General features: G+C 57.0%; 16 protein-coding genes, 2 tRNA genes, 2 rRNA genes and 1 pseudogene. 8 read left to right on the plus strand and 13 right to left on the minus strand.

The genetic code is table 11. The features are described from left to right. The first annotated feature begins 306 nt into the window (after positions 1–306). The 4 genes from OHL20_RS10430 (at position 307) to rrf (ending at position 4,111) form a co-directional block, all read left to right on the plus strand. Positions 307–383 (plus strand) — tRNA-Ile (locus tag OHL20_RS10430). Between the two features lie 34 nt (positions 384–417). Next, positions 418–493, plus strand: a tRNA-Ala gene (locus OHL20_RS10435). A 397-nt stretch (positions 494–890) separates the two neighbouring features. Next, positions 891–3,839 (plus strand): 23S ribosomal RNA (locus tag OHL20_RS10440). A gap of 155 nt (positions 3,840–3,994) precedes the next feature. Then, positions 3,995–4,111: ribosomal RNA gene (gene rrf / locus OHL20_RS10445) — 5S ribosomal RNA — on the plus strand. A 989-nt stretch (positions 4,112–5,100) separates the two neighbouring features. Here the strand turns inward: rrf and OHL20_RS10450 are convergent. The 11 genes and pseudogenes from OHL20_RS10450 to trpD all read right to left on the minus strand — a co-directional run bounded on the left by OHL20_RS10450 (position 5,101) and on the right by trpD (position 13,888). Further along, positions 5,101–7,089, minus strand: coding sequence for a DUF4097 family beta strand repeat-containing protein (locus OHL20_RS10450; RefSeq protein WP_263383127.1), 1,989 nt, complete (start codon positions 7,087–7,089; stop codon positions 5,101–5,103). Positions 7,090–7,091: 2 nt separating this feature from the next. After that, complete coding sequence (locus OHL20_RS10455) at positions 7,092–8,285, minus strand: LiaI-LiaF-like domain-containing protein (RefSeq protein WP_263383128.1); 1,194 nt, start codon at positions 8,283–8,285, stop codon at positions 7,092–7,094. Positions 8,286–8,330: 45 nt separating this feature from the next. Further along, positions 8,331–8,402, minus strand: a pseudogene (locus OHL20_RS25200) (B-box zinc finger protein); the annotation flags it as partial. Further along, positions 8,399–9,346, minus strand: coding sequence for a zf-HC2 domain-containing protein (locus tag OHL20_RS10460; RefSeq protein ID WP_263383129.1), 948 nt, complete (start codon positions 9,344–9,346; stop codon positions 8,399–8,401). The gene OHL20_RS10460 and the pseudogene OHL20_RS25200, both read right to left, overlap by 4 nt. Then, complete coding sequence (locus OHL20_RS10465; RefSeq protein ID WP_263383130.1) at positions 9,347–10,144, minus strand: RNA polymerase sigma factor; 798 nt, start codon at positions 10,142–10,144, stop codon at positions 9,347–9,349. A 63-nt stretch (positions 10,145–10,207) separates the two neighbouring features. After that, positions 10,208–10,744, minus strand: coding sequence for a superoxide dismutase family protein (locus OHL20_RS10470; RefSeq protein ID WP_263383131.1), 537 nt, complete (start codon positions 10,742–10,744; stop codon positions 10,208–10,210). A 124-nt stretch (positions 10,745–10,868) separates the two neighbouring features. Next, complete coding sequence (locus OHL20_RS10475) at positions 10,869–11,483, minus strand: thymidine kinase (protein WP_263383132.1); 615 nt, start codon at positions 11,481–11,483, stop codon at positions 10,869–10,871. Positions 11,484–11,583: 100 nt separating this feature from the next. After that, a complete protein-coding gene (locus OHL20_RS10480) occupies positions 11,584–12,021 on the minus strand; it encodes a VOC family protein (protein ID WP_263383133.1) in 438 nt (145 codons plus the stop codon). Between the two features lie 29 nt (positions 12,022–12,050). Next, on the minus strand, positions 12,051–12,437 hold the full coding sequence (locus OHL20_RS10485; protein WP_263383134.1) for a VOC family protein: 387 nt from the start codon (positions 12,435–12,437) through the stop codon (positions 12,051–12,053). Between the two features lie 28 nt (positions 12,438–12,465). Beyond that, a complete protein-coding gene (locus OHL20_RS10490) occupies positions 12,466–12,834 on the minus strand; it encodes a YbjQ family protein (RefSeq protein ID WP_263383135.1) in 369 nt (122 codons plus the stop codon). Between the two features lie 19 nt (positions 12,835–12,853). Beyond that, a complete protein-coding gene (gene trpD / locus OHL20_RS10495; protein WP_263383136.1) occupies positions 12,854–13,888 on the minus strand; it encodes an anthranilate phosphoribosyltransferase in 1,035 nt (344 codons plus the stop codon). Between the two features lie 171 nt (positions 13,889–14,059). Here trpD and sucC point away from each other — a divergent pair, with 171 nt between their 5' ends. From sucC to OHL20_RS10510, 3 genes are read left to right on the plus strand one after another with little or no spacing between them, the layout of a single operon-like run. Continuing rightward, a complete protein-coding gene (gene sucC, locus OHL20_RS10500) occupies positions 14,060–15,238 on the plus strand; it encodes an ADP-forming succinate--CoA ligase subunit beta (RefSeq protein ID WP_263383137.1) in 1,179 nt (392 codons plus the stop codon). Continuing rightward, a complete protein-coding gene (gene sucD / locus OHL20_RS10505) occupies positions 15,238–16,113 on the plus strand; it encodes a succinate--CoA ligase subunit alpha (RefSeq protein WP_263383138.1) in 876 nt (291 codons plus the stop codon). Before sucC ends, sucD begins: the two co-directional genes overlap by 1 nt. A gap of 54 nt (positions 16,114–16,167) precedes the next feature. Beyond that, complete coding sequence (locus OHL20_RS10510) at positions 16,168–17,910, plus strand: hypothetical protein (protein WP_263383139.1); 1,743 nt, start codon at positions 16,168–16,170, stop codon at positions 17,908–17,910. Here the strand turns inward: OHL20_RS10510 and OHL20_RS10515 are convergent. Beyond that, a complete protein-coding gene (locus OHL20_RS10515; protein ID WP_263383140.1) occupies positions 17,907–18,068 on the minus strand; it encodes a hypothetical protein in 162 nt (53 codons plus the stop codon). The genes OHL20_RS10510 and OHL20_RS10515 overlap by 4 nt on opposite strands. Before the next feature lie 96 nt (positions 18,069–18,164). On the opposite strand from OHL20_RS10515, the gene ndk reads away from it, so the two are divergent. Continuing rightward, positions 18,165–18,581 (plus strand): nucleoside-diphosphate kinase, encoded by a 417-nt coding sequence (gene ndk / locus OHL20_RS10520; protein WP_263383141.1) that lies wholly within the window; start codon positions 18,165–18,167, stop codon positions 18,579–18,581. A gap of 59 nt (positions 18,582–18,640) precedes the next feature. On the opposite strand, the gene OHL20_RS10525 is transcribed toward ndk, so the two are convergent. Continuing rightward, complete coding sequence (locus OHL20_RS10525) at positions 18,641–19,885, minus strand: SGNH/GDSL hydrolase family protein (RefSeq protein ID WP_263383142.1); 1,245 nt, start codon at positions 19,883–19,885, stop codon at positions 18,641–18,643. Positions 19,886–20,060 lie beyond the last annotated feature (175 nt).

A 20,060-nucleotide genomic window follows, 5' to 3' on the forward strand; every position in this document is an offset into this window, starting at 1 on the left:
CATCTCGGCATACTTCAACGCCCTGCGAATGCAGGCGGCTCTGGTCTCACGACCACCCGAGTTGATGTAGTGACCGAGTACCATCTGTATGAGCGCAAGCAAGTACAGATGAGCCTGAACTAGACCCTCTTTATTTCGCTTATCTGTCAACACCGATGGTCAATAGCGGCATAGCTGCTATGCACGTTCAACTGTGTCCTCGAAACCTTTCGAGAGAGCTCAATTCTCAGTCCTCACGGATTGAAAACAGAGCAGCCTGCGTATCGGTTCTCACCTGTAAATGGAGGGAACCGATGCTGTAGAGTCGGGCCTGTAGCTCAGTTGGTTAGAGCGCACCCCTGATAAGGGTGAGGTCGGTAGTTCGAATCTACCCAGGCCCACCATTCCTTATCAACATTTGCTATAGTAGATAGCGATGGGGCTGTAGCTCAGTTGGGAGAGCGCCTGCTTTGCAAGCAGGATGTCATCGGTTCGATCCCGGTCAGCTCCACCATCCACTCTCGATATGGTTAATTCAACAAGTGATGTCTGCTTGAGGTTGAGTCTCTGCTTGGCAGAGATTGAACCTTGAGCAGGAATGCTCAAGCCGCCTTAGGGTGCGATAGCGACACGCAGTAATGCGAACCGCTCAACGATTTTTGACAACTGAATAGATTGGGTAAATATAACTACAAGGCTGAGCAGCTTATGCTTCCAGGTTGTTTCTGGTAGCTAAACTGTCAATCAGTATTGAGTGTCTTTAGAATAATTTTCGTGTTACCGGCAAGGAGGAAGTGCTTCAGTAATGAAGTGTTTACTCTAAGCTGTACGACACAGGCGTGGACTATTATCAAACGTAGATTGCTCTACGAGTAGAGGTTGTTGCTCTGCTGCGTGCGAGTAAATTCTATGGTCAAGCTACTAAGGGCGCACGGTGGATGCCTTGGCAGAAACAGGCGATGAAGGACGCGGCAAGCTGCGATAAGCTTCGGGGAGCGGCACACACGCGTTGATCCGGAGATTTCCGAATGGGGAAACCCACCCAGGTAAAACCTGGGTATGTCCTACTGAATTCATAGGTAGGAACAAGCGAACGGAGGGAAGTGAACCATCTCAGTACCTCCAGGAGGAGAAAGAAACCTCGATTCCGGTAGTAGTGGCGAGCGAAACCGGAACAGCCCAAACCCGTGACATTTCGGTGTCTCGGGGGTTGTAGGGCCTGCAAAAGTAGAGTTACCAATCTGGTTGTTAGCTGAATCCTCTGGAAAGAGGATCCAAAGAGGGTGACAGACCCGTAGGCGAAAACGATCCAGACTCGAAGCAGGTACCTGAGTAAGGCGGGGCACGAGAAACCCTGCTTGAATCCACGGGGACCATCCCGTAAGGCTAAATACTCGTTTCTGACCGATAGTGAACCAGTACCGTGAGGGAAAGGCGAAAAGCACCCCATTGAGGGGAGTGAAAAGTACCTGAAACCGTGTGCCTACAAGCAGTGGGAGGACTATGCCCGTAAGGGAATGTCTGACCGCGTGCCTATTGCATAATGAGCCGGCTAGTTATTCTTGTCAGCAAGGTTAAGCGTGAGCGAGCCGCAGCGAAAGCGAGTCTGAATAGGGCGATAAGTTGGCAGGAATAGACGCGAAGCGGGATGATCTACCCTTGGCCAGGTTGAAGATAGGGTAATACCTATTGGAGGACCGAACCGGTGTTTGTTGAAAAAAGCTCGGATGAGCTGAGGGTAGGGGTGAAAGGCTAATCAAATTCCGTGATAGCTCGTTCTCTCCGAAATAGCTTTAGGGCTAGCGTCGTATGATTTGGATCGGTGGTAGAGACATGGATGGACTAGGGGGCTTTCCGGCTTACTGAATCCAACCAAACTTCGAATGCCGATCACAACCAGTACGGCAGTCAGACTGTGGGGGCTAAGCTTCACAGTCAAAAGGAAAACAGTCCAGACCGCCAGCTAAGGTCCCAAAATTACAGTTAAGTGGGAAAGGAAGTCGGAACTCTCAGACAGCCAGGAGGTTGGCTTAGAAGCAGCCATCCTTTAAAGAAAGCGTAATAGCTCACTGGTCAAGAGGTCCGGTGCCGACAATACAACGGGGCTAAAACTGTATACCGAAGCTGCGGATGTACCTCTTTTAGAGGTACGTGGTAGGAGAGCATTCTCTCGTGGATGAAGCGTAACTGGGAAGATACGTGGACATTAGAGAAGAGACCCTGCCGGCATAAGTAGCGATAATGAAGGTGAGAACCCTTCACGCCGAAAGTCTAAGGTTTCCTGAGGAAGGTTAATCCGCTCAGGGTTAGGCGGTCCCTAAGCTGAGGCCGAAAGGCGTAAGCGATGGAAATCCGGTTAATATTCCGGACCTCCCAATATCTCGTTATTACGATGGGGTGACGCAGAAGGATAAGCAGGACCTCCTATGGCTATGGGGTTCGATACGCGTAAGCTGGATTCTCTAGGCAAATCCGGAGAGTCTTAACAGTGAGGCGTAAAGCAGTAAGCCGTATGGCTGAAAGCTGCTGATTTCATGCTGCCAAGAAAAACCTCTAAGGAGAGGAATTGGGAACCGTACCACAAACCGACACAGGTAGACGAGGAGAATATCCAAAGGCGCTCGAGTGAAAGCTTGTTAAGGAACTCGGCAAATTAGACCCGTAACTTCGGGAGAAGGGTCGCCACTAGGGTGCAAGCCCAAAGTGGCCGCAGTGAAACGCGAACGGCGACTGTTTAACAAAAACACAGGTCTCTGCAAAGTCAAAAACGACGTATAGGGGCTGACTCCTGCCCGGTGCCGGAAGGTTAAAAGGAGAGGTTAGCCGCAAGGCGAAGCTTTGAATTGAAGCCCCGGTGAACGGCGGCCGTAACTATAACGGTCCTAAGGTAGCGAAATTCCTTGTCGGGTAAGTTCCGACCTGCACGAATGGAGTAACGATCGTTCGACTGTCTTAACGAGTTGCTCGGCGAACTTGTAGTACCGGTGAAGATGCCGGTTACCCGCAGCTAGACGAAAAGACCCCGTGCACCTTTACTATACTTTTACTATGAGTTACGGCCATTGCTGCGCAGGATAGGTGGGAGGCTTTGATACCAGACTTTTGGGTTTGGTGGAGCCAACGGTGAGATACCACCCTGCGATTGTTGTGATTCTAACCTGCTCCCGTGATCCGGGAGAGGGACATAGTAAGACGGGTAGTTTGACTGGGGCGGTCGCCTCCTAAATTGTAACGGAGGCGCGCGAAGCTACACTCAGGTCGTTTGGAAATCGACCGTCGAGTGCAAAGGCATAAGTGTGGTTAACTGCGAGACCTACAAGTCGAGCAGATGCGAAAGCAGGCCTTAGTGATCCGGTGGTTCTGTATGGAAGGGCCATCGCTCAACGGATAAAAGGTACGCCGGGGATAACAGGCTGATCGAAGCCAAGAGTTCATATCGACGCTTCGGTTTGGCACCTCGATGTCGGCTCATCACATCCTGGAGCTGTAGAAGGTTCCAAGGGTTAGGCTGTTCGCCTATTAAAGTGGTACGTGAGCTGGGTTCAGAACGTCGCGAGACAGTTCGGTCTCTATCTGCTGTGGGCGTAGGAGATTTGAAGAGGGCTGTCCTTAGTACGAGAGGACCGGGATGGACGAACCTCTTGTGTTCCAGTTGTCCTGCCAAGGGCACGGCTGGGTAGCGAAGTTCGGTTGTGATAACCGCTGAATGCATATAAGCGGGAAGCACGCTCTAAGATGAGATCTCCCAACCCAAAAGGGAAATGAAGGGCCCAGGAAGACCACCTGGTTGATAGGCTGGAGGTTGAAGTGCAGTAATGCATGTAGCTTACCAGTACTAATCGCCCGTTCGGCTTGTCCATAGAATTTACTCTGCGCAGTGAGAAAGTCCACTGTTCTAGAGTCATTCAATACAAGCTTTGTAGTTATACTTTTGGGCAATACGCAACATGTAATAGACGTCTAAACCCAATCTATTCAGTTGTGGAAGATCGCGTGAGCGATATTTCTAAAGTTTGCCGGTGAGTTTACCGCGAGGGTCACACCCGTTCCCATCCCGAACACGGAAGTTAAGCCTCGTTGGGCCGATGGTACTGCACGCGTAAGTGTGTGGGAGATTAGGTGATCGCCGGCATAATACAGAAGCCCCATCCTTCACAGGATGGGGCTTTTTACTGTTTAGCAGGTTGTTTGTCTGAAGTCTGCCCGGCTTATCGGATCTGGGCGTACATCTCGTCGTAATGAGGAGATGTAGCCTACGGTGCAGTTTTGGCTATGTAGTAGCGGCGGTAGGTCAATCTCGATTTCTGCTCATCTCCAAATGTTGGGAGACTTCGCATCAACTTGAGAAAATATCTGTCCGTCTCGATGAATCTTCGCAAAGGTCGTGACTGGTGGTGAGCCTTGCAAATGATGCCACTTTCTAGCGGTCCGGGTGCCTCTTGCTCGTGAAATGACGAGCTTGATTTGGGGACACTGCTTTATGTGATGAGGTGGGTACATTCAGCAACTGAACTCGATTGATAGCTGCTCAATGCATCTGGCCTGCGAGACTGCTTGTTCTCTAATATGGCCCTATCCCTAATAAGATCGCCGCGCAGAACGCCTTTAGAGTTGGGGTCCTAATAAGCCAGCGCTCGTAATTACTGACTGCTGATTTGCTGAGCTGTGGGCTCGACGCTTCTCCTCAGGTTTGGCTCATTCGGTGTACGACCAGAAAGCCTTAAGTAGTCGAGTACTCAAGGCATACCGACGAAGCAAGCGGTGCCTGGTTGAGCTGCGAATTCGAGAACTAACCGCTGTAGTACCGCTTTGTCTGTGTAGGTAGGTTCAGCTAAGAGGCTATGTCGACTATGTAGTCTCGCCGGCTTATCGTCCAGCCGCTGAGGGTTGCAAGCCTTCCAGAACTCCTACTCAGATATCATTCCGAGCGCTGGGAGGCTAGCGTCAGCTAAATGACTATGGCATCACTGCAGTCCAGAATAATCTTCCCTGGAGGATCGCCCCTCACTCTTTGCACTGACGTCTAAAACGTTCGACGGAGTCACTCTGCACGTTGCAGAAGCTAGAAGAGGTACGGACATCGTCCGGACCTCTTCTGGGCTACCGCAAATCTTCGTTTCCTTAGTGTCGGCTCGATCTACGTTCATCGTCGCGCTCTTGTTCTGTCCTGCGAACATCGTCTTGGACGCGTCTCAGCCTGTCACGAACTTCGCTGTCGCTAAGTTCAACTCCACCGGACGATTTGGCGATCTGACTGCCGCTTGCGCTGATAGTAATTCGGGTTCCGTCGCTTCCCTTGTAGACCTTGCCGCCGTCGGCGCTTTCGGTGTAGTGAGTGCCGTCGCGGCCTTTGTAGATCTTGCTTCCGTCAGCACCTTCGGTTAGTTGCGTTCCGTCTTTGCTCTTATAAGAGCTGCTACCGTCGGCGTTAGCGGTGATCCTGAGTCCTTCTTTCCCGACAACTACACTGCTTCCGTCGGCACCAGACGTGATCCTCACACCGTCTTTACCGACGTAAACGCTGCTACCGTCCTCGTCCTTGATGTTGATCTGCGGTGCTGCGGGCGCCACTGGAGGGCGCGGCGGGGCGATCGGAAGCGGCGCAATTGAGGCTTTTTTCAGGGATACGTCTCCTTGGCTGGTGTTGATGCGAATCAGCGAGCCGCCTTTCCCGATAGTGCCGTTGAGAATTTTGCGGCTTTCATTCTCCTGGGACGGGAGCGAGAAGTCGTTCTCCACATCGCCATCGCTTGTTTCGGCATTTACGACGAAGTTGGCGTGGTCAGGAAGGGTCAGGCTTACGGAACCGTTGCGGTTCTGCACCGTTACATTGCCGATTGGAGGTGCACTGGTCAGATCGACCGAGCCGTTCCTGTTGGTGACGGAGAGGTCGCCGGAGATCCGTTCCAGGGTTATGTTGCGATTACGCGTCGTCAGAACAACGGGTCCGACAGCCTGGTCTGCCGAGAGGTCGGCGTCTGGACTGATCTCCATTGTGCCGTCGAGACGACCAAGTTGGAAGTCGGTGCGGCTCGTGTGGAATCTGACCGCACTTGTAATGTGTTCAAGGTGCGTCGTGCCATAAAAGTCACCGGAAAGAGTAACCGGGCCGGCGATATCGGAGACCGTAAGATCCTGGCCGTGCCCTTCGAGCGACACTGCGCCGGTAACACCGTGCGCCGAGAAAGAAGATCCACCATTGTTGATATGGGCAGTGATCGGCCCGGCAATGGCTGAAAGTGAGACATCGCCGTGGTTCGCAGTAACGGTAAGCGGCGACTTGAGTGAGTCAACGTGAATGTCACCGTGATTTGCGGTCAGGGTGACGTTTGAAGCTGGTGGGACGGTCAAGTTGAGGTCTACTACTGAGCCTGCGACCGTAGGAACTTTGATAGAGGTTTGATTGTTTCTGCTCTCTATTTCGGGTGATAGATCGCGCGCCTTCTTCTCGGCATCTGCATCGGAGCGTGAGTAGACCTGTTTGTGAACTGAGAGATGAATAAGGCCATCTGTGCTGGTACCGCTTACGGTGATTTCCCCCCGAGGATTATCGATTGTGAGCGCTCCGCCGGCCGGGAAAGCATCCGTTAGAATCTCATCGCTCTCGTGCTTGTCACCAAGGAACTCCTGAATGTTGTCGGAGTTGAAGTTAATTCCGTGGCCAAAGTAGTCACGTCCACCATGTCCACCGGTGAAGAAAAGTCCTACAAGACCGAGGATGATAATGAGGAAGATCACGCCGCCGCCAACGCTCCGGCGTACATAGGGTCGTTGGGGGTCCGGTGTGCGGAACTGGTCGACACCCCATTCGGCGACTAGAACCAAGCCGATAACGACTAACAGAAGCGGCCACCAGTGCCCGTAAAGCTCCCAGACGCGATCACTATGCAGGTGCCCTGTCTGGGTGAGCAGGAAGATGACACCTACCAAGATCACTATGACCGGCCCAAGAATAGACCGCCGGCGTAAGCCCCTCATCTGCTGGCGGTAGAGATCTTTCTGCGCGCGTGCCTGGTCGCGCATGATGCGGCGTTGATACTTCCAGTCCTGGCCGTTCGGCGGACCATAAGGTGGTGGGGTAGGAGGGTACGGTGGAGGATAGCCAGCCATGATTATCTCTCCTCTTCGTCGTGCGTTGTTACGGGTGCAACCGATGTGCTGGTCGGGGGAGTTGGATTTGTGCCGGCTGCCTGCGGATAGGCGGGATAGCTATAGGGTAGGGGTGCCGCGGCGCTGTAGGTTGACCGCTCGAAGAACGTCATGAGACCGGCGACGATGATGAAAAGGGGCCAGCTATGCGACCACGAGAGGATGTCGAACGTGTCCAGAAGAAAGAGAACGCCGACCAGGACGACCCAGATCGACCCCCGTAAGGCACGGAAAAGGCGCAGACGATAGCCGGGTGTACCGTCATCAGAGATGCCAACGCCGGTGTTTGTCATCTTGCGGACGAAGATCCAAACACCTGTCGCGATCAGGATAAATGGAATAACACGCTCGACAGGGAAGTTGTGGAACCAACCGGTGCTTCCGAAGAAGAACAGGACCCCGAAGGCGATGAGCAGGATGGCGCCTACAGGAAAGCGATTTCTTTGGGAAACAAGATCGGGGTCGTTGTACGGCGAGGTTGGGACATATGGGGGCACGGACGGCCCGTAGCCAGCATTGGGTGGTCCGAAGGGCACGTTGCTGTAGGTCCCGGCTCCGCCATAGGTCTGACCTGCTCCTCCCCCCTGCTTGAAGTGACTTCCATCATTGCCAACGAAGCTCTGCGATCCATCAGGAGATTGCGTGAAGCGAGTCCCGTCATTGGCAACGAAGCCCTGTGTTCCTTGTGGGTTTGGCGTGAATGGCTGCTCGGATACGGTCTGGGCTGACCCAGTCGGTCCACCTGGAGGAGGTGGGGCAGTAGCGGTCCAGGATTTGTTGAAGCCAAGCTTCTCGCCGATGTCATTGAGCCCAAAGGGGTTCGGGAGCGGCGTGCCATCGCGGCGGGCGCGGGCTGTGTGGTATGCCTCAAAGACCTGATAGAACACCCAGCCAGCGACAAAGAGTCCGAAAAGACCATTGTTGTTCGACAGGCTCACGAGAACCGCAAAGATCACGAGGTGGACAACGCCCTTCGCGTACTGCCCGTTGTACATCGCGCCGACCCCGGGGATCAGGCCCAGCAGACCCGCGAGTGCAGGGTTGGGAGCGCCTGGAATTAGAGGCACTGCTGATGCGCCGTACGGGACATTGACATTTCCGTAGGGTGTACCCGAGGCAGAGGTGGCAGTATCTGCAGCGGCGAGACGTGCTGCCAAGCAGGGTTCACAGAAGACGGCAGTCCCGACGGTCCGGGTGCATTCACTGCAAAGCGGCTTGCCGCAATTCTGACAAAAAGCTACACGTTCACGATCTGGGTGATTGGCGCAGTTCATACGAATTCCCCTTCCTGCAGGGTGCTGCTGGTGGTGGCAGAGACGCGTACAAGGCTCAACGATGGGGAAGTCGTGAAGTCTGCAAAATACAGCGAAGCGAGGGACATGGGATCGGCGGGTACCTGCCTACGGCTGGTACCGGAGCCGGTGCGCGGCCGATTTTGTTTTTGATCGGGCTGCCCGTTTTTAGTTCCAGGTGCTGAGTCGTCCTTCTTATCGGTGGACTGTGGCGAGGCTGGAATGTCGTTGTCGGTGGATCGCTGAAGGTCGCGGACGCGGGATTCGAGCTCGTATACCGCCCGAAGGTTGTCAACGTAGCGAACGACGTGTGCATTCGCCTGGTAAAAGCTGCGTTTGACGCTCGATGGCTTGAGGTCGCTTGCGCGCAATTCGTTGAGACGCACCCCCGTGAGATTCAGGGTCAGACCGATTGAGAAGAACGCCATCGCTGCCGTCATCGCAAGTCTGGGCTGGAGCAGGCTCTGGCCAATGGACTTCACATGGAAGGCGGCGGCGACCCGGCTGCGGAAGGGAAGTACGGCTGCCGTCCGGACGGGTAAGGCGCTTCCTGCTCCCGCGAGGCTTGCAGTGGGTGCGATCAAAGTGTTCGGGGTAGGCAGGATAGAGAGATTTCGCAGCTGTGCCGACGGAGCAATACCGCTGGTGCGGGCGAGGATGAGTTCGAGGAGAGCGTCCGGGGGCTCGGGCTGCGGCGTCCGCAACATCTCCAGCCAGGCAGCCCCACGCTCTGCCTCAGCGAGCATCTGACTGCAACTGACGCAACCGGCCAGATGCTGATCGAACCGTGTCTGATCCTCTGCCGAGAGGGTGCCGTCCATAACGTCGGCCAGCATCGCTTCGCATTGTGCGCAATGCTGCGAACCGCCCGTGTTTGCGGGCTTGGCGCTACCGAATTGAGGAAGGTCTTGATTGAACTTGGCCACTTACATCACCTGCCCTTCTATACGTTGTAAAAGCTTTGCCAGTTCCCCGCGGCCGCGGCTTATACGGCTTTTTACAGTACCTTCGGGTATCCGAAGGACCTGGGCGATCTCTTTGTAGTCCATGTCTTCGAGGTCGCGGAGGATGACAGCCTCGCGGAGCTCGGGCGAGAGTTGCGCGAGGGCTTCCTGGATCCGGACCTTCAGCTCCAGCCCGGCGACATGATGCTCCTGCGAGGGCCGCGGATCGGTAAGGCGCTCAGCCATCGTTGGACCGTCGTCTTCACCGTTGAAGGTGGCGTCCAAAGAATCGGATGCTCGGTCCAGCCGGGTACGCCGGAAGTGATCGACGAGCAGATTGCGCGTCAGCGTGGTGATCCAGGTAGAAAAGCTCCCTTTTGAGGTATCGAAGCTCTCGAGATTCTTGTAAACCTTGAGAAATACGTCCTGCGTAAGGTCTTCGGCATCGGTCCCGCTGCCAGTGAAGCGGTAGCAGATGGCGTAGATGCGACGATGCTGCGCAACCACGAGCTGCTGCCACGCGTGCTGTTCGCCCGCAAGACACTGCCGGACCAGCTTCTGCGTGGCTAGCTGCGTGGCTTCGTATGCAGCCTCTTCTTCAGGAGTTCGTGCCAACTTCGCCTCATGCGCCCTTGCAGCCGGGGATTGCTGAAGTGTATCGCGCTGCGGGGCGGATGGGCGGTCAGGTTCGCGAGGAGGAACCACGGGGGCAACGCGCGGAGGAAGGCTTCGCGGGAGGGGAACGTGTCCCATGCCCGGCGGAAAGGAAGGTATCGCCATGTGCAGAACGCCCATGCGTATTGATACGCAGGGGCGTTCGCGATGGTTCAATGCAGCTTGCGACTAGGGTGTCGGGGCGGTAATAACGCCGCAGGCGATCCGATTGCCAGCGTTGCCAGTAGGGTCGGTCTTCATGTCGTCAGCCTTCTCATGAACCATGATGGAATGGCCGAAGACGGAGTTGGGGGAGGTTGGATCGAGCGACAGATAGTTCACCTTTACGGTGAGTTCTGCGGTGTGCTGCTCCCCGATGGTGATGTTCTCGGGTAGATCACCGGCGTGATGGCCCATCGGATTCAAAGAGCCATGCTGCTTGCTTTCGGGATTGAAGTGGCCGCCGGCAGTCTTGAAGTCCGGAGCGTCGCAGACGGGGTTCTGGTGGATATGGACGGCATGATCGCCGATGGGGAGGTTCTTGAGGCTCAACTTGATGGAAAGCTGACCCTTCTTGCCTTCGCGGAAGCTGGCGGTTCCGGCATCTTCGCCGGTTGCGGTCTTGAGGGGAACGACAACGGCGTCCTTAGCCTTGGTAAAAGACGGAAAGGCAAATGCAGGGGCCGCGATCAGACAAAGGCTAAGTGCAACGAGCGATGTGCGCATGAAATCTCCTCGATCAGGTGCATTGACAGGATAACGCAACGAGCTTGCGCAGATGTTTCGCAAGACTGCAATGTGATGAATTTACAAGGTTTGAGAGTTGGTTGGCCCGGAGATGACAACCTCCCTAGAGGATCCGGGAAGCCTCAGGGAACTCTAGCTGCTCGGACGAGTTTTCATCCAGCCAAGGATGAAAATGGGCACGGCAGCGTGCTTCGTAGAGTCCGGCTGCACCGACGACGACGAGCTCCTGGCTGGCACCGAGCCGCTGGGTATGGATGGCTGGAGCACCGCAGGTCATGCAGACGGCGGAGAGCTTCGTGACCTCATCCGCAATCGCCATCAACGCTGGGACGGGACCGAAGGGTTCCGCAGTGAAGGTGGTGTCGAGGCCGGCGATGATGATGCGTTTGCCAAGGTGGACGAGTTCCACGGCGAGCGCGATGATCGCTTCGTCAAAAAATTGGACCTCGTCGATGCCAACAACCTCGACCTCGTCGAGCTGCGGGAAGAGGGATGACTTCAGGTGTTCGGTGGTGCTGACGGTCTCAGCCTCGTGGGTTTGCGAGCTGTGCGAGGCAATGGCGGTGCGGTGATAGCGGAGGTCAATGTCCGGCTTGAAGCAGGCGACACGTTGCCGTGCGATGCGGGCACGCTTGAGGCGGCGGATCAACTCTTCACTCTTGCCCGAGAACATCGGACCTGTAATCACTTCAATGCGGCCAGGGAGGGGTTTCGTCATGGGTAATGCGGGCCTTTACGAATGGTTTCATCTCTATCTTAGCGGCGCACGACGCGGCAGTCGGTGGATATCCGGAGACGATAGGGCATTGGGTGCATTGCTATTGAGGAGGGCTGTATCGGGTCTCTTCCGGCTCGTCTGTCGGGCTCTCAAAGTCAAGCTTGTAGCCGTCAGGGTCGGTGAGGATGGTGACCCACATGCCGTTGCCCACGAAGGGACGTTGGGGTTCGAGACCGTGAGCGATTGCCTGGTGGTAGATCGCGAGCGCATCGCTGCACTGGAAGCAGATAGAGACACCTTCGCCGCGCTTGTTGGAAGGGACATTGTTGGGGCCGTACTCCTGGAGCATGTGAGCCGCGCCTCCAAGTTCAAGCCAGCACCAGCGGAGTTTACCTTCAACAATCCATTCCTTTGTCTTTCGAAAGCCGAGCCCGTCGACGTAAAACGGGAGGGAAGCTTCGAGGTTCAAAACCCAGAAGAAGGGAACCGCCTGCTGGACATTGGGTACAGTTATCCCGGCGTTCGCTTCAGGGCTCATGTTGAACCTCCCCCTCTGTCAAAGCGAGTCTACTGAGTATCGGCGAGCGGTTGCCACAGTTCCAGGCGATTTCCTTCGGGATCGGTGATCCATGCGAAGCGGCCGTAACTAGCGTCTTCACGCTTCGGATCAATCTCGACGCCTGCCGTAGTGAGTTGGGCCAATAAGGCGTCGAGGTCATCGACACGGTAGTTAACCATAGCCCGCTGGGATAATGGTCCGAAGTAGAGGCTGTCTTCGGGAAAGAGGGACCAGCTCGTCATGCCGGTCGTCTTCGGAACTTCATCGCTCCAAAGAAAGGTGACTCCGCCGTAATCGCTGAGTTCAAGCCCGAGATGCTGTGCGTACCAGGCTGCAAGTGCCTTGGGATCACGCGAGCGAAGAAAGATGCCGCCAATACCAGTTACGCGGGCCATAAGACCTCCTGCTGGATTTGCTGACAGTCTACTCGATCTTTGTAACGAAGACAGCAGTGCCGTAGGCGAGAACTTCGCTGACGCCCGTCATGATCTCAGTCGTGTCGTACCGAACGGCGATGACCGCGTTTGCACCAAGCTGCGAGGCGTGCAGCAGCATCATGGCAAGCGAGTCCTGGCGTGTCTTCTCGCAAAGCTGCGTGTAAAGGGTGATGTCGCCGCCGATCAAAGTCTGCAAGCCAGCGCCGATCGAGGCGAAGATGTTGCGAGAGCGGACGACAATGCCACGAACCAGGCCGTGGCTGCTGACGATGCGATAACCGGGCAGTTCGAGCGCTGTTGTAGCGAAGGATGGATCGAGCGCAAGGGGTGCAGGCGGAAAGGTCTCATTCGACATGGCGACTCCAATGGTGCTGCTAAGGGATACGGCCGAGATTGGCTACGAGTTCCGTAACTCTGCCGCTGTCGATAGCCTCGACGGCTAGACTTAGTCCAGCCGGGAGGTCGTGGGCGCAGTCTGCTGCGACGAGGACCGCTGCAGCATTGAGCAGGACGATATCGCGTCGAGGGCCGATCTCTCCCGTGAAGATGGAGCGGAGTATGGCGGCGTTATTATGGCCGTTCGAGCCGGCGATGGTCGTCATGGAAGCGCGCTGGACTCCGAAGTCTTCGGGAACGAGGGTTCTGAGGACGATCGCTCCATCGCGTACCTCTGCCACCTGACTCGGGCCGCTGATGGAGAGTTCGTCCATACCGCCGACCGGGCTTCCCGTATCACCGTGAACGACGAAGGCGTGACGCGTCCCGAGCAGAACCATGGTCTCAGCAACGATCGGCACGAGGTGCGCGCTGTAGACCCCCATGACCTGGGCCTGTGCACCTGCCGGATTTGAAAGCGGGCCGAGGATGTTGAAGATGGTCCGAATTCCCAATGCGCGCCGGACGGGCAGGGCTACCTTTGCCGCAGGATGGTGGCTGGGGGCATGGAGATAGGCGAAGCGATGGCGTCGGAGCGCGTCCGCCGCTGCAACCGGGTCTAGATCGACTGGGATGCCGAGCGCTTCGAGGACGTCAGCCGAGCCCGAGCGTGAGGTGACTGCACGGTTTCCGTGCTTGGCGACCGTCGCTCCTGCGGCTGCGGCCACGAGGGCTGCAGCGGTAGAAATGTTGAAGGTATTGGAGTGGTCGCCGCCGGTGCCGCATGAGTCGACAAGTACGCTGCGCTCTTCTGCCGTAAGTGGGATCGGTGTCGCTGCGGCTCGCATGGCGTCGACGAAGCCTGCTATCTCGGTCGGGGTTTCACCACGGATTGCGAGAGCCGCAAGAAGTGCGGCAAGCTCCAGTTCGGTCGCTTCACCCTGCAGAATGCTGCCAAGGAGGTCGGCGGCTTCTGTTCGGGTCAGGATTTCGTGCTGCTCAACAATGCGTTTGAGCTGGGTCAGGAGCGACATAGGGATAGCGTAGCAGGCAGAGAGTTCCCGTTAGAGGAGTCGTTCAATGCGCAGGAATCATGAACGTTTGATGGAGTCGCATCGATAACCGCCCGGATGTGCGAATTCGGCGTTGCGAGTGCTTCTTCCAGTCTTCTACTATTACCGTGCTGATGGAGTGCGAGACGACCTATGAAAATTCACGAGTACCAGGCAAAAGAGATTCTCCGCAAGTATGGCGTTCCTGTGCCGAACGGCGAGATGGCGACCACGCTGGAGCAGGCGGACACGGCGGCTAAGACGTTGTTCTCTGCCGGGAACAAGGCCGTAGTCATTAAGGCGCAGATCCACGCGGGTGGACGCGGCAAGGGTGGCGGCGTCAAGGTGGTGAAGACACTTGAGGATGCTGCTGCCGCGTCGAAGGCCATTCTCGGCATGCAACTCATCACGCATCAGACCGGTCCTGCGGGGCAGAAGGTGCAGCGGTTGCTGATTGAAGAGGGCTCGGCAATTGAGCGCGAACTGTACCTCGGCTTGGTGCTTGATCGTGCTTCCGCGAAGGTCGTCTTCATGGCTTCGCAGTCGGGCGGCATGGAGATCGAGGAGGTTGCTCATGCGACTCCCGACCTGATCTATAAGGAGTACGTCGAACCGGCGGTCGGCTTCCAGCCATACCAGGCCCGCAAGCTGGCGTTCAAGCTTGGGCTGAAGCCAACGCAGATCAACGATGCCGTGAAGTTCATGACCGGCCTCTACAAGGCGTTTGTCGAGACAGATTCGACGCTGATGGAGATCAATCCCTTCATCACAACCAAAGACGACAAGCTGATGGCGCTCGACTGCAAGATCAACTTCGATGACAACGCCATGTTCCGCCACAAGGACCTCAAAGAACTACGCGACCTCGCCGAAGAAGATCCGCTTGAAGTAGAGGCGTCCAAGTATGCCCTTAACTACATCAAGCTCGACGGCTCGATCGCCTGCATGGTGAACGGTGCAGGTCTCGCGATGGCGACGATGGATATCATCGAGTACGCAGGCGGCGCAGCGGCAAACTTCCTCGACGTAGGCGGCGGTGCCAACCAGGAACAGATCGAAAACGCCTTCGGCATCCTGCTCTCCGATCCCAACGTCAAAGCCATCTTCATCAATATCTTCGGCGGCATCCTGCGCGTCGATGTACTCGCCCAGGGCGTGGTCAACGCAGCGAAGAAGCTTAACGTCCAGATCCCCATCATCCTGCGCCTCGAAGGCACGAACGTCGAAGAAGGCCGCAAAATCCTTGCGGATTCCGGCCTGAACTTCCAGGTGGGCACAACCATGAAGGATGCCGCGGACCTTGCTGTGGCTGCTGCGAAAGGTGGCAAATAATGGCAGTTTTGGTAGACAAGAACACGCGGCTCATCGTGCAGGGAATTACCGGTCGTGAAGGTCTCTTCCACGCGCAGGGTTGCCGAGACTACGGTACCAACGTAGTAGGTGGTGTGACGCCCGGCAAGGGCGGCACGACAGTCGACGGCTTCCCGGTCTTCAACACCGTTGAAGAAGCCGTGAAGGAGACGGGTGCAAACGTCTCAGTCATCTTCGTCCCGCCGCCGTTTGCTGCGGATGGCATCCTCGAGGCTGCGGCTTCGGCGCTTCCGCTGGTGATCTGCATCACCGAAGGCATTCCAACGCTCGACATGGTGAAGGTCTGGGAGATCGTCCGGCAATCGAAGACGCGTCTGATCGGACCGAACTGCCCGGGCGTGATCTCGCCGGGTAAGGCGAAGGTCGGCATCATGCCGGGACGCATCCATAAGGAAGGCTCAGTCGGCATTGTTTCGAAGTCAGGCACGCTGACCTACGAGGCTGTCTACCAACTGACGACGCGCGGCATCGGGCAATCGACGGCAATCGGCATCGGCGGCGATCCCATCATCGGCACAACGCACATCGACGCGTTGAAGCTGTTGCAGGAAGATCCCGAGACCGAGGCGATCATCATGATCGGCGAGATCGGCGGCTCGGCGGAAGAGGCTGCTGCGAAGTACATCAAGGAGCATGTGACGAAGCCGGTTGTCGGCTTTATCGCCGGCCAAACGGCTCCTCCAGGACGTCGCATGGGCCACGCTGGCGCGATCATCTCGGGTGGCGAGGGAACGGCTGCCGAGAAGATGAAGGCGATGACGGAGGCTGGAATCACCGTGGTCAAGTCGCCGGCTGAGCTTGGCGAAGCGATGGCGCGGGTGCTCGGCAAGGCCTGATTGAGGAACCAAGAAAATCGTGGCGCATGAGGGGAGGATCGCTATACTCCCCTCATGCGCCACTTCCTGTTTGCACCTGCTGTCGCTATCGGCCTTGCCGTTCTGTCTCTCCGCGCTTCAGCGCAGAACGATCTACAGAAGATTTCGGTCAGCTTTCCCGCCGCACAATCCGCGAAGCCGCTCGACGGCCGTGTGCTGCTGCTGCTCTCGAATGACTCAAAGGTCGAACCGCGGATGGAGATCAACGACACGCCGCGCTCCCAGATGGTCTTCGGCGTGACGGTCGATGGCTTAAAGCCGGGCCAGCCGGTCATCGTCGGCGAATCGGCAGCAGGGTATCCGTATCGCAGCTTGAAGGATGTGCCGCCGGGCGACTACACGGTGCAGGCTGTACTGAATGTCTACGAGACCTTCCATCGGGCGGATGGCAAGACGATCAAGCTGGCTCCGGATCGCGGCGAGGGGCAGCACTGGAATCTTGCTCCCGGCAACCTGTACAGCAAGCCGCGCACGGTGCACATCGGCCCAGGCGGCGCAGCGATTACGGTTTCACTCGATCAGATCATTCCGCCGATCGCGCCTGAACCGGATACGAAGTATGTGCGACACCTGAAGATTCAGAGCGCGCTGCTGACGAAGTTCTGGGGTCGACCGATGTTCCTGAGCGCCATTGTGCTGGTGCCTGAAGGGTTCGACACGCATCCGAATGCGCGGTATCCGCTTGCGATCTTTCACGATCATTTCGTAACCGGCTTCGACGATTTTCGAACGACTCCGCCCGACGCGAATCTTAAGCCGAACTACTCTGATCGCTTTCATCTGGCCGGATACAACCGCATTCAGCAGGAAGAGGGTTACAAGGAGTATCAGCAGTGGATCAGCCCGGGATTTCCGCGGCTGCTGATCGTCAAGATTCAGCACGCCAATCCGTACTACGACGACTCGTATGCTGTGAACTCGGCAAATCTTGGACCTTACGGCGACGCAATCGAGACGGAGTTGTTGCCTGCGGTCGAGAAGCAGTTTCGCGGGATAGGGCAGGGCTGGGCGCGTTTTCTCTATGGCGGATCGACGGGCGGTTGGGAGTCGCTGGCGGTCCAGATCTTCTATCCGGATCACTACAACGGAGCATTCGTGGCGTGCCCTGATCCAATCGACTTCCATGCCTACACGACAGTCGATCTCTACAAGGAAAGGAACATGTTCTACCTGCAGGGAGCCAACAAACGGGTCGAGCAGCCGGCGATGCGGGACTATATGGGGCACACGCTGATTTCGGTGCGCGACAACGTCGCCTATGAGGCCGCCCTTGGGGATCACGGTCGATCCGGCGACCAGTTCGATATCTGGCAGGCGGTGTATTCGCCTGTTGGCAAAGACGGTTATCCGCAGCCAATCTTCAACAAGGAGACCGGCGAGATTGACCACACGACAGCCGAATACTGGAAGGAACACTATGATCTCGACGCGAAGCTGCAGCGGGACTGGGCGACCCTCGGGCCCAAGCTTCAGGGCAAGATACACCTCTTCGTGGGGAGCGAGGACACCTACTTCCTGAACGATGCAGTCTACCTGATGGAGGACTTTCTGAAGACCACGGGAACGCCCGGCCATGGCGTTCCCTACGAAGGTGAGGTGCAGTACGGGCCGCGTGCAGAGCATTGCTGGAATGGCGATCCGACGCTGCCGAACGCGTATTCGCGGCTGCACTACAACACGATGTACCTGCCAAAGATCATGGACCGTATCGCGAAGACGGCTCCGGCAGGCGCCGATGTGACGAGCTGGCGCTACTAGCGGCTCTGGCTGCGATAGTAAAGTGCGGCGGCTAGAAAGAGGAGCGCGATGGTGAAGGCGATGCGCGCGTGCAGCCAGGATTGATAGTGCACGTTGACTGCTCCGTCGAAGAGCCAGGCCGCGCAGCCCAGGAACCAGATCCATGCCGTTGAGCGCATCACGTCCCTTTGGACGCCGCGAGGAGCCCTCGGGATAGCCTTAAATCAGGCTTGCTTTACACTTGAAGGTGCAGGCAAAGACTAAGGAGAACTACGTTGTCACAGCGCACATTCAGCATCATCAAGCCGGACGCCGTTCGCAAGGGCGATACCGCCGCCATTCTCGCCACGATTGAGAAGGCAGGCTTCAAGATTGTTTCGATCAAGCGGCTCTCGATCTCGAAGGCACAGGCCGAGGGCTTCTACCATGTTCACGCGGCGCGTCCTTTCTTCGGCGAACTGACGGAGTTCATGTCAAGCGGACCGATCTTCCCCATGATTCTTGAGAAGGACAACGCGATTGCTGACTTCCGCAAGCTGATGGGCGCGACGAATCCGGCGCAGGCGGAAGAGGGAACGATCCGCAAGCAGTTTGCAGCGTCGATCGGCGAGAATGCGATCCACGGCTCCGATGCCGAGGATACGGCTGCATTTGAGATTGGCTACTTCTTCGCTGGCATCGAGCTGAACTAGCTGAAGGCTGAGCACGCAGCAATGGCAGGGGCGACGCTCCTGCCATTGCTGCGTCTGGGCTACTTCTTGTCGGTGAAGAGGCCCAGGTCGATGGAATCGCCCATGATCTTGTAACCTCCGTCTGCGGGGTGGAGATGGTCGCCGGAGTCGCATGACGGCAGGAACACGCCGGGATTTGCCGGATCGCGGGTGGCTTTGTCGAAGTCGATGACGCCATCGAGGTCCTTGGAGGTGCGGATCCAGTCATTGACGGCCTGGCGGATGGTTTCGCCTGCCGGGGATTGATAGCCTGCTCCAACGTACGGGGTGAGGGTTGCGCCTATGACCTTGATGCCGCGTGTGTGGGCGCTAGCGGCAAGCTGGCCGAGCCCGAGGATGAGCTCCTGGGCGGTGACGGGATCGTGTGGGTTTGTGGGCGAGGTGGCGTTGCCGATGTCGTTGATGCCCTCCATGAGGACGACGTATTTGACTCCGGCTTGTGAGAGGACATCGCGGTCGAAGCGGGCGAGGGCGTTGGGGCCGGTGCCGTCATGCAGGACGCGGTTTCCGCCGATGCCTTCGTTCAAGACGCCGAGCGAGGCGGTCTTCTTGTTGTCATGCAACCGATGGGCGAGGATGTCGGGCCAGCGTGTGTTGGCGTCGCGGGTGCTTTTGGCTCCGTCGGTAATGCTGTCGCCGAAGGTCACGATTGAGGCTGTGTTGGGACTGACGAGGACGTCAATGCCTTTGAGAAAGGGCCACGAGTAGATCGGCGTGGGTTGGGTGAGGGACTTGGAGCTGACGACATTTCCGGGAGCGGTGTAACTGGTCTGGTCGGCGTAGCCGTGAACGCTGATCTGGCTGATGGTTTGCGCGGGGACGAAGATGCTGACGGCCACGTTGTCGAATGGCTTGAGGGTGAGCGCAGCCGGATCGCTGACGACCATTCCGCCGGCCGGGATGGTAATGGTGGGGCTTCCTCCGAAGGTGAGAGCGTTGGCGCTGGTGAGGGAGATATCGCCATTTCCGACGCTCAGGGCGGCGTGAACGGCACCGATGATGAGTGGTTCGGTGCCGAACTCGTTCGTGAGGACGATGCGGGCGAGCGGACCGCCGATCGAGACATGGACGATTTCGCGGTAGGTCGTGTCGGTCGCGCCTACGGTCATGTCCTTGTTTGGGCTCGCGATGGGAGCAGTCGCCCAGGTGCCGACCCAGTGGTCTGGCTTGGTCTTGGCGGCGAAGAGGGTGGACGGAGCAAGTGAGCCGAGAGCGAGCAGGGCGACTGAAAGGAGGATGCTGGAGCGGCGAGACGTTCGGGGCATTGCGGTCCTTGGGATCGAGGGTGTGAGCGTGCTCCTGCGACGCAATCATCTTATCTCTGATTGCAGAGGGCAGCCGCTGATTCGCAGAGGGTAACGCCAATCACGTATAGTGGCGATGTTCGCGACGGGTTGATTACAGGCTCGTTGCAGGTTCGACAACTGTTTCTAAGGGGAT

This window comes from Granulicella arctica, assembly GCF_025685605.1.
Taxonomy (GTDB): domain Bacteria; phylum Acidobacteriota; class Terriglobia; order Terriglobales; family Acidobacteriaceae; genus Edaphobacter; species Edaphobacter arcticus.